11 protein-coding genes are annotated in these 13,728 nt (G+C 66.0%); 7 read left to right on the forward strand and 4 right to left on the reverse strand.

Annotated elements, in window-relative coordinates; translation table 11 throughout:
- From I6U14_RS07725 to I6U14_RS07755, 7 genes are all read left to right on the forward strand, one after another.
- Nucleotides 1–1,294 (forward strand): RyR domain-containing protein (locus I6U14_RS07725; protein WP_296898222.1); only part of this gene is annotated, 1,294 nt, incomplete at its 5' end.
- A gap of 119 nt (nt 1,295–1,413) precedes the next feature.
- The gene (gene trxA / locus I6U14_RS07730; RefSeq protein WP_296898223.1) at nt 1,414–1,788 is read left to right on the forward strand and encodes a thioredoxin; all 375 of its coding nucleotides are present in this window, start codon (nt 1,414–1,416) and stop codon (nt 1,786–1,788) included.
- Between the two features lie 75 nt (nt 1,789–1,863).
- Nucleotides 1,864–2,370 carry a DUF1249 domain-containing protein gene (locus I6U14_RS07735; RefSeq protein ID WP_296898225.1) on the forward strand — a complete coding sequence of 169 codons (507 nt, stop codon included), beginning with the start codon at nt 1,864–1,866 and terminating at the stop codon, nt 2,368–2,370.
- A gap of 471 nt (nt 2,371–2,841) precedes the next feature.
- Nucleotides 2,842–3,300: an Rrf2 family transcriptional regulator gene (locus tag I6U14_RS07740; protein ID WP_296898227.1), complete on the forward strand. Its 459-nt coding sequence runs from the start codon at nt 2,842–2,844 to the stop codon at nt 3,298–3,300.
- Nucleotides 3,301–3,716: 416 nt separating this feature from the next.
- Nucleotides 3,717–4,652 (forward strand): 50S ribosomal protein L3 N(5)-glutamine methyltransferase, encoded by a 936-nt coding sequence (gene prmB / locus I6U14_RS07745; RefSeq protein WP_296898229.1) that lies wholly within the window; start codon nt 3,717–3,719, stop codon nt 4,650–4,652.
- Nucleotides 4,653–4,742: 90 nt separating this feature from the next.
- A complete protein-coding gene (gene hemN / locus I6U14_RS07750) occupies nt 4,743–6,218 on the forward strand; it encodes an oxygen-independent coproporphyrinogen III oxidase (RefSeq protein WP_296898230.1) in 1,476 nt (491 codons plus the stop codon).
- 11 nt (nt 6,219–6,229) lie between these two features.
- A complete protein-coding gene (locus I6U14_RS07755; RefSeq protein ID WP_296898232.1) occupies nt 6,230–7,804 on the forward strand; it encodes a long-chain fatty acid--CoA ligase in 1,575 nt (524 codons plus the stop codon).
- A 127-nt stretch (nt 7,805–7,931) separates the two neighbouring features.
- On the opposite strand, the gene I6U14_RS07760 is transcribed toward I6U14_RS07755, so the two are convergent.
- The 4 genes from I6U14_RS07760 to I6U14_RS07775 form a co-directional block, all read right to left on the reverse strand.
- Nucleotides 7,932–8,138 (reverse strand): Trm112 family protein, encoded by a 207-nt coding sequence (locus I6U14_RS07760; protein WP_296898240.1) that lies wholly within the window; start codon nt 8,136–8,138, stop codon nt 7,932–7,934.
- 201 nt (nt 8,139–8,339) lie between these two features.
- Complete coding sequence (gene zapE / locus I6U14_RS07765; RefSeq protein WP_296898234.1) at nt 8,340–9,482, reverse strand: cell division protein ZapE; 1,143 nt, start codon at nt 9,480–9,482, stop codon at nt 8,340–8,342.
- Nucleotides 9,472–9,975, reverse strand: a complete 504-nt coding sequence (locus tag I6U14_RS07770) for a hypothetical protein (RefSeq protein ID WP_296898236.1) — start codon at nt 9,973–9,975, stop codon at nt 9,472–9,474. The genes zapE and I6U14_RS07770 overlap by 11 nt, the downstream gene beginning before the upstream one ends.
- 18 nt (nt 9,976–9,993) lie before the next feature.
- Nucleotides 9,994–13,518: an acyl-[ACP]--phospholipid O-acyltransferase gene (locus tag I6U14_RS07775; protein ID WP_296898238.1), complete on the reverse strand. Its 3,525-nt coding sequence runs from the start codon at nt 13,516–13,518 to the stop codon at nt 9,994–9,996.
- Nucleotides 13,519–13,728: the final 210 nt, after the last annotated feature.

Consider the following 13,728-nt stretch of genomic DNA (forward strand, 5'->3'; position numbering starts at 1 on the left):
CCGCCCTGCGCTCAGGGTGGGTCAGTATGGCGAAGGGCCGCCCGTGGTCACGCTCGCCGCGGACACTGCGGCGCCGGGGCGCGAGTGGATCGACGCCCGGCATCCACAGGCGGGACGCTGTGCCCACCTGCGCTTCGAGGCATTGTCGGCGCCCCGGCTCGATGCGGCGCCGCCCGTGACAACCATGGCCGTGTGCGACCTGCCCGCCACGGCGGCGCTGGCCCTGGGCCGGGAGCTGCTCGCGCTTGCCGCGCGCCGGGGCGACTCGCCGCTGCTGCTGCTGGCCGCGGACGCGCAATGGCCCGTCGGTGCGGTTGACGAGTGGGACGGTCAGACGGTGCCGGTGCAGCCGCTGCGGCTCGCCTTCTCGCGTGCAGTGTTGCTGGAAGGACGCGACGATGTGCTCGCCGAGGTGATCCATGAGCACTACCGGGACACCTCGGCGGCACAGGGCCGTGATCCTGCCGCGGCACCCTCGGGCCGGCCCTGGCCGGAGCTTGCCGCCTCCTACCGCGATGCGAATCGCCACCAGGCGGATCACTTGTGGGCCAAGCTCGCGGTCACCGATTGCCGCGCCGTACCCGAGGAGCTGGTGGAGTCCTTCGCCTTCACGCCCACCGAGGTGGAGCGACTCGCGATCATCGAGCACCGCCGTTGGGCCGTTGAGCGCTGGCTGGACGGTTGGACCTACGGCCCGCAGCGCGACAATGCCCGTAAGCTGCACCCGCAGCTGATTCCCTATGCGGCGCTTTCCGATGCGATGCAGGATCTGGACCGTTTCGCGGTTCGCCTGGTGCCGGCGCTGCTGGCGCGTTCCGGTCTGGGCGTGGTGCGCCGGCTCGTGGTCGGCGTCTGGGGTGGGGCGCTGCGTAGATCGGAGCCGGTCCTGCGGCGTGGTGTGCACCGCGTACTGGGGGAGCTCGCTGCCCGCTTTCCAGACCGTGGCTTGACACTGGCCCTGGATCTGACAGACCCGCGCGCCAGGTCGGTGGCGACGGAGGCCATCGCCCACCACCCCGTGGGCCTGTTTGTCCTGCTCTCGGAGCCACTACCGGCGCTGCTCGCGGCCGAGCCGCCATCGGCCCGAAACGGCATACTGCGACTGCTCGCCAAGGCGGAGCGTCGCGTGCAACTGGCGGGGGAGGCCGAGGTGGCGGACTGGCTCGGGCTTCGTGCCGAGATTCTGTTCGCCCTTGACGACCAGCTCGTCGCCCAAGCAGCTCCCGACCAGCTGCCGACCAAGCGGGTAAATCTCGACGCGCGCGGTGACGCAAGTTGGAATTTTGCATATTGAAGCGCGTGCCCCTTTTGGCCCTCACGGGAAAGCCCGCGCCCTGTTGGGGGGAAACTGCGGCCCCCTGGTCGATCTGTTATCCTCGCCGGCCATGTGACTAACGCCGCAGGAGTCGAGCCATGGCCGTTGTAGAACTGACGCAAGAGAATTTCGAATCCACCGTCGCCGACAACGGCTTTGTGGTGGTCGACTTCTGGGCCCCGTGGTGCGGTCCGTGCCGCACCTTCGCGCCGGTGTTCGAGAAGGTCTCGGAGGACCACGACGATATCGTGTTCGCGAAAGTGAACACCGAGGACGAACAACAGATCGCGGCGCACTTCCAGATTCGCTCGATTCCGACCCTGATGATTTTCCGCGACCAGATCATCATCTTCTCGCAGCCCGGCGCACTGCCGGAGGGCTCGTTTCGGGAGCTGCTCACCAAAGCGGGTGAGCTGGATATGGATCAGGTCCGTGCGGACATCGCCTCGCAACAGGAGGGCGATAACGCCTGACCTGCATCTCAACATGGCACACCGGCTGCTCGTGCGCAGCCGCCGCTGCCCCGCCGAGCCCAAGATTCCACCTGCATGCAAGCCCCCACCCCGATCATCGGCAAGCTGGACCTCACCGGAGATCGGCCGACGGTGGGCGCGCTGATGGCCCTGTGCGAAGAAAATTATCGCGCGCTGATGCAGCTTGCGCCCCGTTTGACGAGCCTCTCCGGTGTGCACGTGTCACGGCGCGTGGGCCACACGCATCTGCAGCTGGAGATCGTCGAGCAGGCGCGATACACCACCACCTTCAGGCTTACTCACGTCTTCCCATCCGGCGTCGGCCATTCCGACTGGCTGCCGGAACCGGACGCGACCCTGAAGGCGTACCACGATGCCGAGCAGGTGGAGGTGCTGGATCTGCGCCAGACGGCGCTGCCCATCTTCAGCCATTACCAGTCGCCTGCGCTGCGGGCCAAATGGAAGGCCAATCTTTTCTTGTCCAAATGGCTGGGCTGGTGTCTGCGGGACGGGCATCGTATCGGACCCGAGAGCGGCCGGTGCAATGGGCGTTTGTCTAGCCCATCGCCGTCTGTCGCCTAACCACCACCCAAACAGCTGCGCGCCCCTGCCGCCTAGTCCACCGCTTACCGCTGCGCCCCGCAGTGCGTGGACTGTTTGCTGCCACCGCCAGTATCGCTTCAGCCCCGGTTCTGCGTGCCGCCAGAGGCTGGCAAGCCTGCGGACTCCTGCGCGGAGCGGCTTCCGTCTCTGTCGCCTTTGCCGCTTGCACGGAGCCCGCGTCCGGCTGTCGTACAACAATACCGATCATCGGGGAACCAACGAAGCGCAGATCTGCCAAATCGGGCGGTATCCAGATTTTGTCCAACCCCTGGCGGCAACACATCGGAAAATTCGCTGCCGATGGCTTGACAATGGCTACCGGAAAACCTAGTTCAGGGCTAGGATATTGAGCAGGAGCAAGCGGGGATCCGCCGGACACACTGTGCACCGCGCAATCACCGTTGGTCAGTTTCGAGGCCCAGCGCCCCAACGCATTCAAGGCATCGCACCATGAGACTCTCAACCAAAGGCAGGTACGCGGTCACCGCCATGTTGGATCTGGCCCTCCATTCGGGCAAAGGGCCGGTGACCCTGTCGGACATCTCCGTGAACCAGGGCATTTCGCTGTCCTACCTAGAGCAGCTCTTCGCATCTTTGCGCGGCAAGCAGCTGGTACGTGGTATCCGTGGTCCCGGCGGCGGGTACTACCTGGGTAAGCCCGCGGACGAGATTTCCATTGCCGACATCATTTGCGCCGTCGACGAGTGGGTGGAGTTCACGCGCTGCGGCGGTCGGGAGAACTGTCGTGATGGGCAACGATGCCTGACGCACTCCCTGTGGGATCAGCTGAGCGACGAGATCTTCACCTTTCTGAGCGACATCAGTCTTGCCGATCTCGTCGAGCGTGGCCAGCGCGAGACCGCCGTGGACAGTAAGGGTCTGATGGGCAGCAAGCAGCGCGCAGCCTAACCTGCGCCCTAATCTGCTCAAAGTTTCCGCCGAAGCAGTGCGCCGGACGCGAGTGCCGGCGCTTAGCTCGTTCTCCGAAGCCGCTCACCCGTGGCCGCCCAGACAAAAGCGGTCGGAGCGTACTCGCCCTTCAGTCCGGCAAGCGGCCTGTTCCGAAGCGGTCTCGCGGAGACTCGCGGACAGACCGCGCTCGAGCGCGCGAGTGCAATGCTCGCGTCGTTGCGTAGATCGTTGCACCGAGCCTGGAAAATGACCGTGGTCAACACGTCCTTGAGTGCCTGAAGCAGGCCGGATTTTGGTGCTATCCTTCGGTTTCCACGGCGCTCCCGCGACCGTTGCGGAGCGGCAGCGGGCGGTCCAGCAGGAGCCGATGCCGACCGAAAGATGCTGACCCACAAAGGCACTTGCATCCGCCCATGGCCGCGGAAACCGATGCGCTCACCACCATAGACGATCTCGTGCGCTGGGGCGCGAGCCGGTTCGCCGAGGCTTCCCTGTGTTTCGGGCATGGTACCGATAATCCGCGGGACGAGGCGCATTGGCTTGTGTCTCATGCGCTGCACTTACCTTTCGAGCTCGCAGCCGAGTATGGCGGTTGCCGGCTGACAGCCAGCGAGCGGACGACGGTGCTCGAGTTACTGGCTCGGCGCATCGACGAGCGCCGTCCGGCGGCCTACCTGACGGGCGGCACCCGTTTCGCCGGCCTCGAGCTGGAGGTCGATGACGCGGTCATGATTCCGCGCTCGCCGCTGGCGGAGCTCATCGAGCAGGGTTTTGCCCCCTGGGCTGAGCCGGCGAAAATCTGCCGCGTGCTCGACCTCTGCACCGGCAGTGGCTGTCTGGGCATCGCTGCAGCAGTGCATCTGCCGGCTGCGAACGTCGACGTCGCTGACATCTCGCCGGCGGCGCTCGCGGTGGCGCGGCGCAACATCGCCCGGCATGGTCTGGAGGATCGGGTACAGGCGTTGGAGTCGGATCTATTCGCCGGCATCGGCGGGGATGATGACAACGGCTATGACGTTATCGTCTCGAATCCGCCGTATGTGGGCGCTGCGGAAATGGAGACCCTGCCGCCAGAGTACCGACACGAGCCGACGCTGGCGCTCGCGGCCGGCGAGACTGGCCTGGACCTCGTGCTGCGGATTTTGCGCGATGCGCCGGACTATCTGGCCGACGACGGCGTGCTGATCGTCGAGGTGGGCAACAGCGCCGCGTCGCTGATGGCGGCGCTGCCGTCGGTGCCCTTCACGTGGATCGATTTCGAGCGCGGTGGAGCGGGTGTATTTACGCTGGACCGGGCCGATCTCGCCGCGCATCATGACCAGTTCGCACAGGCGGTGGCTGCGCTGTGAGGCTGCGCTGCGCCGTCGAGCGGCCCTTGCTACCCCCATTGAACCAACCGAACGAGACCCACCGCCGCGGGCTCGAGCTGGAGGCTGACGATGCTTGACCATCCCCGACCCACAGCCGAAGACACAGTCGGCGCACAAACAACCGACACCGGCAGAACGCGTCCGGCGGCAGCTGCGGGCGGCGACCAGCAAACCGTCTTTGATCTCGACCTGATCAAGCGCTACGACCAGAGCGGCCCACGCTATACCTCCTATCCCACCGCCGTGGAGTTCGATCCCGCCTTCGATGCCAAGCGCTACGCGGAGGTATGCCGGGACACCAACGCCAGCGGCCGGCCGCTGTCGCTGTATTTCCACATCCCCTTCTGCGACACCGTCTGCTTCTACTGTGCGTGTAACAAGATCGCGACTAAGGACCGAACCTTGGTGCAACCCTACCTAGATCGTGTCTACCGGGAAATGGCGATGCAATCGGCCCTGTTCGACGACGATCGGGTTGTCGAGCAGCTGCACTGGGGCGGCGGCACGCCCACCTTCATCAGTCATGACCAAATGCGCGAGTTGATGGCGCAGACCCGCAAGCACTTCCGGCTCGCCGACGACGAGCAGGGCGAGTTTTCCATCGAGATCGACCCGCGGGAGGCCACAGCCGACACGGTCAAGCTGCTGCGCGAGATCGGCTTCAATCGCATGAGCCTTGGCGTGCAGGACTTCGATCCGACGGTGCAGAAGGCGGTGAACCGTATCCAGTCCGAAGCAGAGACAATGGCGGTGCTGGAGGCCGCGCGCTCAGAAGGCTTTCGCTCCATCAGTATCGATCTGATCTACGGCCTGCCGCACCAGACGGCCGAGAGCTTCATGGAGACGGTCGAGCGCATCATCGCCGTTGGCCCGGATCGGCTCTCCGTGTTCAACTACGCTCATCTGCCGACCCGCTTCATGCCGCAGCGGCGGATCAACGATGACGATCTGCCGCCGCCCGAGGTCAAGCTTGATATCCTGCAGGCGACGACCGAACGCCTCACGGAGGCTGGCTGGCTCTACATCGGCATGGATCATTTCGCGCGCCCCGATGACGAGCTCGCCCGTGCCCAGCGCGACGGCACCCTGTACCGCAACTTCCAGGGCTACTCCACCCACGCCGACTGTGACCTCATCGGCCTCGGTGTCACCTCCATCGGCAAGGTGGGCAAGACCTATGGCCAGAACCGTCGCGAGCTGGATGCCTATTACGAAGACATCGACGCGGGGCGTCTGCCGGTATTTCGCGGCATCGAGCTGAATCGCGACGACGAAATCCGGCGTGACGTCATCACGCGCCTGATCTGCCACTTCCGGCTCGAGTTCGCCGACGTGGAGCGCCACTGGGACATCGACTTCCACGATTACTTCGGCCGCAGCCTCACCAAGCTCGAGGCTATGCAGCAGGACGGTCTGCTGGAGGTGGACGGCGATGGCATAGGCGTGCGGCCCAAGGGCCGGCTCCTGATCCGCAACATCTGCATGGCCTTCGATGCCTACCTGGAGGCCAAGCAGGGTCCGGTGGGCTTTTCCAAGGTCATCTGAAGGCCAAAGCGGTGAACGAGCAGCGCGCCACGACGCGGGGCGGCAGTGCGTCGAACGACTTGGTGAGCCGCTTCCGAGAGACTGCCCAGCGCCACCCGGAGCGCCCGGCGGTGTTCGTGGATGCCCCGATCTGGACCTTCTCCGCGCTCGATATCGCCACCGACGGGGTGGCGGCATCCCTCGCGGAGCGCGGCATCACGCCTGGTGAGCGCATCGCCCTGTATTGCCCGAACGGGGCCGACTTCATCGTCGCCTATCTCGGCTGTCTCAAGGCCGGTGCCGTAGTGGTGCCGGTCAACCTGTTGCTGAGCTCGCGCGAGATCGCCTTCATCCTGCGCGACAGCGGTGCCTCTGCGCTCTTCTTTCATGCGAGTCTCGCCGCTCCGGCTGCGGATGCGCTGGCCGCAGCACCGGACGTCGCACTGCGGGTCGGTATCGGCTTCGAGGACGACGTGCCGGTTCTGGATTGTCATCTGCATCAACTGGTGCAGCCGAAGACGGCGCCCGTGGTCGGCTCGACGACGGCGGACGATGCGCTGATCCTCTACACCTCGGGCACCACTGGCCAGCCGAAGGGGGCGGTGTTGACCCATGGCAACCTCACCGCCAATGCAGTCGCGGTCGCGGAAGTCCTCGAGGTCAAGCCGGGCGTAGACCGGGTGCTGGTGGTCCTGCCCATGTTCCACGCCTTCGCCGGCACCGTCGGCATCGTCATGCCGCTCTTGGCCGGGGCCGCCGTGGTGCCTGTTCCGAGGTTTGATCCGCAGGCCATCACGCAGGCGATCGGTATGTACCACGCGACCATCTTTCTGGGCGTGCCGAGCTTGTATGCGGTGTTGATGCGGTTGTCCGATGAGGAAGTGGCCGCCTGGAAGCCCGTGCGCCTGGCCATCTCGGGCGGTGCGGCCATGCCGGTGGCGCTCATGGAAGCATTCGAGCAGCGCTTCGGTGTGCCGGTGCTCGAAGGCGACGGGCCGACGGAATGTGGTCCGGTGACGGCTGTGAATCCGCCGGGCGGTCCGCGCAAACGGGCCTCAATCGGGCCACCGATCCCCGGCGTGGAGATGCGCATCTGCGACCCTGAGGGCAACACCGTGCCGGATGGTGAGTACGGCGAGGTCTGCGTCAGGAGCCCGGCCGTGATGCGCGGCTATTGGCGCCTACCCGATGCCACCGCCGAGGCATTCTTCGGCGATTGGTTCCGCACCGGTGACTTAGGCTGGCGCGATGCCGACGGCTATTTCTACCTGGTGGACCGAATCAAGGACTTGGTCATCAGCAACGGCATCAACGTCTATCCGCGGGCCGTCGAAGAGGTGCTGGTCCGCCATCCGAGCGTCAGCGAAGTGGCCGTGGTGGGGGAGCCGCACCGCACCCATGGCGAGATCGTGGTCGCCTATGTTACGGCGGCCCCTGAGCAGCAGCCCGATGCCGGCGAGCTCAAGGCCTGGTGTCGTGAGCATCTCGGCAGCCATGAGGTCCCGCGCCGGATCGAGCTCGTCGCCGCCCTGCCGAAGAACGCCGCCGGCAAAATCCTGAAACGGGAGCTGCGCCGCGTGGGCGAGGTGGAGCGGGGCGTTTCCTGAGGGGCGCCTCTCGATCGGGTCCGCCAATGCTGCTCACCCGGGCTGTGTGTCTCTGGCCCGGCCGACTGCCCTTGCACCGACCGCACGTGCCTGTTCATGCGGCGCCTGCCTGCGCTGTTGTCGTCGGTCAGCGTGCCGGTTGTGATTTGCGCATGCGCTCGGCTTCTTCTTCCGACAACGGGCGGGCATCGGACTCGATGAGCGCCGGAATGTCATCGACAATCGGATAGGCGAGGCGTGCGGCGACAGAGATCAGCTCCTGTGACTCGCGGTCGTAAATGAGCGGCCCTTTAGTGACGGGGCAGACAAGGATGTCCAAGAGCTTCTTGTTCAGCATGGGATATCTCCGAGGCACAGGTTGACGCGTGGCGGTCCGGCCGTCACGAGGCTAAGGTGGGCATTCTACGGCGTCGATATCGGCCGCGTCCCATGCGGCGCATGCGCCGGGCGAGCCGCCGGCGTCGCTCGCGGTGGCTCGGGCCGGGACGCCCGTGTGCGGCAACCCTCCTTCGTCTGACAAGCCAAGCAATGCGGCTCAACCGAGGTGGGTCCGGGCGAGATAGGCACGGGTCTGCATCTCAATCAGTCGGCTGCGGGTGCGCGCGAACGCGAACGCCAGGTCGCGTCCCTGGTAGAGGGCGTCGGGGGATGCGTCGGCGCTGCAGATAAGCTTGCAGCCGCGATCGTACAGGGCATCCACCAGCGTGACGAGCCGGTGTACACGGTCACTCTGCTCATCGTCCAGCGGGCGGATATTGGCGAGTATCACTGTGTGAAAGGTGCGTGCCAGCTCAAGGTAGTCGTTTTTTGATCTCGGAATGCTGCAGAGCTCAAGGAAGTCGAGCCAAACGACCCCCGGATGCCAAGCCACAGTGGGGATTGGGCGGTTGTTGACCACGACTGGCTCGCGAAGGGCCACGGCGCCGGCGGTGAGCGTCACGAAGCGGTGCTCAAGGGCCTTATCCGCGGCCGGGCCTGTGGGCGTCAGATAGACAGCGTTCTGATCCAGACGGCGCAGGCGGTGGTCGGTATCGCCGGCCAGCTTCAGCACCCGGCAGTGCTGTTGCAGCAGGCCGATAGCCGGCAGGAAGCGCTGGCGCTGGAGACCGCCTCGGTAGAGGTCCTCCGGCGGCACATTGGAGGTGGTCACCAGCGTGATGCCGTGGCGGAACAGGGCGTCCAGCAAACCCGCCATCAGCATGGCATCCGTGATGTCTTCCACCTGCATCTCGTCGAGACACAGGATAGGGCTGTCTGCGGCCAGCGTCGCGCCGATGTGTGCGAGTGGATCACGCCGCCCGGACATCTCGCGCAGCGCGGTATGCAGCTCTTGCATGAAGCGGTGGAAGTGCACGCGGCGCTTGCCGGAGCCGGGCAAGCAGCCGTGGAAGATGTCCATCAACAAGGTTTTGCCGCGGCCGACACCGCCCCAGAGGTAGAGTCCCGGCACCGGCGCGGCGGGGCGTCGCCGCAGCTTGCCTAACAAACGCCCGATGTTGCCGACGGATGCGGGCTCGCTCGTGACCCCCGTTGTGAGTGCGTGGTGCAGCGCATTCAATGCGTCGACTGCGGGCTGCTGTGCCGGGTCCGGATCGATGCGCCCGGCGTCTACCGCGGCGCGATAAGCGGCAGCAGGCGTCATCCGGCGCGACGCCGCTACGGCAAGGTCAATCGCCACGCAGCCCCTGCGCCTGCTCCGTGTTCAGTGCAGGGGTAGCGGGTGATGGCAGGTCGGAGCAGTCCTCGCTCAGGCCCTGGGCAAGGCGTTCTGCGCGAGCAACCTCCAAAAAAAGACCGATATCGCGCTCGCGGCGTGCGTCCGTCAGGGTGCGCCCCTTGGCGGCTTCCCAGGCTGCGGCGATCTCCGGATAAAGCTTCTCGGCGGCGCCCGTATCACCGCGATCGCGCAGGATGGCCGCCTTCAGTGCCCAGGCCCGGTGCACGTTTTGCGCGTTGCCCCGGGCGATGGCGTTGTCCGCGAGCTGCAGCGCCTGGTCGTGGCGGCACTTGGTGAGCGCCATCAGCGCCAGGCGATTGTCGGGGCCCATCGGGTCCTCGCCGCAACCGCCCAGCGGTAACAGCGGCAGCGTCAACAGCAGCAGTGTCGGCAGTGCAGGGCGCCAGGGTAGGCGGCGAGGCGTAGGCAGTCGTTGGACGGTGTCTTTGGTCATGAGGATGCTCGATGGAAATCACGGGTGAGACTGTGCAGCAGCATCGGCCGGGGCCGCGCCGGCGCCGGCGGGCTCCAGGCGGGCCTTTGCGAGGCGCGAAGCGGCGGCGAAATCCGTTTTGCCGCTGCCGAGCTTGGGCACTTCGTCCACGGCGACCACCGTCGACGGCAGCAACAGGGCGCTCACTCCGGCCTCGATCAGGGTCGCACGCAGATTGTCCGGGTCGAGATCCGCGGCCAGCAGTAGGACGATGCGCTCACCCTTTTTTGCATCCGGCAGAGCCACGGCACAGAGCTCCAGCTCCGGCCTGCCTACGGCCCGGCGCACCTGCTGCTCGACGGCGCCGAGGCTCACCATCTCACCACCCAGCTTAGCGAAGCGGGAATATCGATCGACGATGGTGAGGAAACCGTCGGCATCCAGGTGGCCCTTATCGCCGGTCTTGTACCAGCGCTGGCCGTCCAGCTCAACGACCGCGGCCTCGGTGCGCGCCGGGTCATTGAGGTAGCCTTTCATGACCTGCACGCCCCCGATGAGGATCAGACCATCCTCGCCCGTGGGCAGGGTCTCCAGCGTATTCGGATCCACGACGCGAAAGCTGGTGCCTGGCAGCGGCATGCCGACGGTTCCGGGCTTGCTGCCCGTCTGCACCTTCCAATTGCCGACCTCGATGGCATCCGGCACGTTGACGCTCGCAACCGGAGTGGTCTCCGTGGCGCCATAGCCCTCGTAGATGCGCTTGCCGAATTTGACCGCAAAGGCATCGCGAACATCCGGGCTCAGGCGCTCCGCCCCTGCGACGACGATGCGCAGGCTCTCCAGCATCAGTGGATGCACCCGGCGGTGTCTGACATAGAGCCTGAGGAACGTCGACGTACTGCACAACACCGTGGCCTTGTAGCGGGCGATGGCCTTGGCATTGCCGAGGGCGTCCGTGGGGTCCGGATGGCAGACCATGGGGATGCCCTCCAGCAGCGGCAGCGCCGTTGTCGCCGTGAGCCCGAAGGCATGAAACAGCGGCAGGTTGGAGAGCATCAGGTCGTCGGTTTCGGTGTTGAGCACATCGGCGATCTGACGCACGTTCGCCAAGATGTTGCGGTGCGTGAGCTCCACGCCCTTGGGCGCACCCTCGCTGCCCGATGAGAACAGGATGGCTGCCGTATCCTCCGGGTGCACGCGCCGACAGAACAAGGCCCGCAGCAGCCAGGCGGGCAGGGCGATGGCCGCCGCCAGGGCGGCGAAGCCCTGCGCCCGCCCAACCCCGGCGCGGATGGCCTCCATCCGGTGCAGGGTCACACCGGCCAGCAGGTGCTCGGCGCCGATGCCGCGCTGGGCGAGCTTGCGGACGAAGCGGTCTGCGGTGACGACGTTACGGATGCCGGCGCTCTCAAGCGCCGCGCGCACCGCCTCGGGACTCGCGGTGTAATTGAGGTTGACGACCGTCTTGCCGGCCAGCCAACCGGCCAGATTCGCGATGACCCCAGCACTGGATGCCGGCAGCAGGATGCCGAGATTCTGCTCCGGGCAGCGCCGGCGGATGGCGCGGGCGAAGATGAGCACTGCGGCAATAAGCCGTCGGCCGGTGAGTGCGGTACCGGACGCGGCGTCAAACACCATGGGCATGCCGAGCCGGCGCTTGGCGACCCCGAGCCAGGCCGCTGGTAGGGTAGGAAGGGCCTGCACGTGCTCCGCCCAGGAGCTCACCGAAAGCTCGAACACCGCCTGTTTGACCTGCTGGGCGCCGCTGGCGATGGGCATGGTGGCGCCGAAGGCGACGATAACGTCCCGCGCCCGGCCCTCCCGGCGGCTTGCCTTGAGCTTGTCGCTGGCGTTTGAGAATCGGCTGCCCCAAAGCCCACGCAGGTAAAACGGCAGGATGACGCCGTCAGCGTCCTCTGCCGCCCGCTCGAAGCCGCGCTTGAACTCGGCGAGCTGCGCATTCTTGCTGAGCGTGCCCTCTGGGAAGATGCACACCACCTCGCCGCGGTTGATGAGCTCGGTGACTTTGTGCAGCGCGTGGCGGCTGCTGGCGCGGGAGATGGGCACTACACCAAAGAAGTCCAGGAACCACTTGAGCCACCAGCGCTCGTAGATGACCCGCTCCATGACGAAGCGCACGGGCCTGGGGCTCGCCATCTGCACCATGGCCCAATCGATCCAGCTGATGTGGTTGCCGAGCATCAGCACACCGCCCTGGGCCGGCATGTGGTGGAGCCCGATCACCTGCAGCCGGTAGCGCGCCGACATCAGCCTGGCGATGAAGAAGCGCACCAGCGACTGCGGCAGCTGCCAGACGGTGTAGACGGCCCCGCCAAGGGCGACCACCGCCAGCGCCACCATGATCGCTCGGCTCCCGGTGTCCGCCAGCGCCGAGATGACGGTGACGATGAGCCCGGCCAGCATGATCCAGTTGAGGATGAAGTTCTTCGCCGCGAGCACCCGTCCAAGCTCGCGCTCGCCGGCATTGAACTGGATCAGAGCGTTCAACGGCACGATGAACATGCCGGCGAGGAGCCCTAGAGCAAAGAAGTTGGCGCCATGGAGCCAGGTGATGCCGATGGCGGGCAGCACGAACAGCGTCGCTGCGATGCCGAGCGCGCTGAACGGGATCAGCCCTGTCTCGACGTGATCGCGGGCGATGCGCCCGGCGATAGCCGCACCAATGATGATGCCGATACCCGCGAAGGCCATAACGCCCTGGATCACCACCGTGTTGGTCTCGCCGAGGCTGTCCTCGACAAAGGCCGGGAACGCTGCCAGCAGCACCTGGGAGATGCCCCAGAACACGCCCAGCCCGATGATGGAAAGCCAAATGACGGTGTTGTCCCAGGCCGCGTGCAGGTTGTGCAGCAGATAGCGCCCACGCAGATACTGCGACCAGTCGAAGTGCATGGCCGTATCGCCGGAGCGCTTGTCGGGCAGGCGGTAGGCCAGCGCCACTTCCAGCAGCGAGGCCAGCACCAGAAACCAGCCAACCGGCGCGATGCGGCGCATGATCTCGTCCGGCGGCAGGCCGGTCCCGCCGATGCCCCCGCTCGGGGTGGCCAGCATCAGCTCGAACAGCACCGAAAAGGTCAAGATGCCGGCCAGGATGGCGATGCTGGAGCTCGCCTGTACCCAGGCGTTGGCGGGGGTCAGGGCCTCGGTGCCGCAGAGCTCCTTGATGTAGCCGAACTTGGAGGGCGAGTAGATGGCGCTTTGCAGCGCCAGCACGAAGGTCATGACGAAAGCCGGCCAGAACAGCCCGAGGTAGTAGCACGCCGTAATGCCGAGCGTGATGCCCACCGCCACCCAGGCCGCGGTGCGCATGACGCGATTCTTGGGCCAGCGGTCGGCGAGCCAGCCCGAGGGCGTGAACAGCAGAATGAACGGCAGCAGGATCAGGGCGTTCACCAACGCCGTGAGCCAAATCTGCTCGGGCCCGTCATAGGCCTTGAACAGCGTGTTCTGGATGATGATCTTATGCCCCAGATCCACGAAGCTGTTCAGGAACACCACCACCACGAACGGCAGAAAGCCTGGCATGCTGGTGAGTCGGGTCATGGAGGGACCTCCGCTGGCGCAGGCGCCGGTTCGGCTGCGGCAGCGCGCATTCTAGCTGCGTGCGCGGCTCATCGTGACGACCGGGGCGCCTGCGCGGTGGCTGAGACTGCTCAGCGATGCAACAGCCGCAGACCGGTGCCTTGGGGTGTGCTGCCAGCGGATGGTTTGCGGCGGCGGCGAGTGATTAAGACACGTAGAACCTGTTTCCCG

Origin of the sequence: Thiohalocapsa sp., from assembly GCF_019695415.1 — a bacterium.
Lineage (GTDB): Bacteria > Pseudomonadota > Gammaproteobacteria > Chromatiales > Chromatiaceae > Thiohalocapsa.

What these genes read in the sequence shown, in the direction of transcription:
- hemN (WP_296898230.1), top strand. Translation starts at nt 4,743, where the DNA reads ATGCTTGACCATCCCCGACCCACAGCCGAAGACACAGTCGGCGCACAA.
- trxA (WP_296898223.1), top strand. Translation starts at nt 1,414, where the DNA reads ATGGCCGTTGTAGAACTGACGCAAGAGAATTTCGAATCCACCGTCGCC.
- I6U14_RS07735 (WP_296898225.1), top strand. Translation starts at nt 1,864, where the DNA reads ATGCAAGCCCCCACCCCGATCATCGGCAAGCTGGACCTCACCGGAGAT.
- I6U14_RS07740 (WP_296898227.1), top strand. Translation starts at nt 2,842, where the DNA reads ATGAGACTCTCAACCAAAGGCAGGTACGCGGTCACCGCCATGTTGGAT.
- I6U14_RS07770 (WP_296898236.1), bottom strand. Translation starts at nt 9,975, where the DNA reads ATGACCAAAGACACCGTCCAACGACTGCCTACGCCTCGCCGCCTACCC.
- prmB (WP_296898229.1), top strand. Translation starts at nt 3,717, where the DNA reads ATGGCCGCGGAAACCGATGCGCTCACCACCATAGACGATCTCGTGCGC.
- I6U14_RS07775 (WP_296898238.1), bottom strand. Translation starts at nt 13,518, where the DNA reads ATGACCCGACTCACCAGCATGCCAGGCTTTCTGCCGTTCGTGGTGGTG.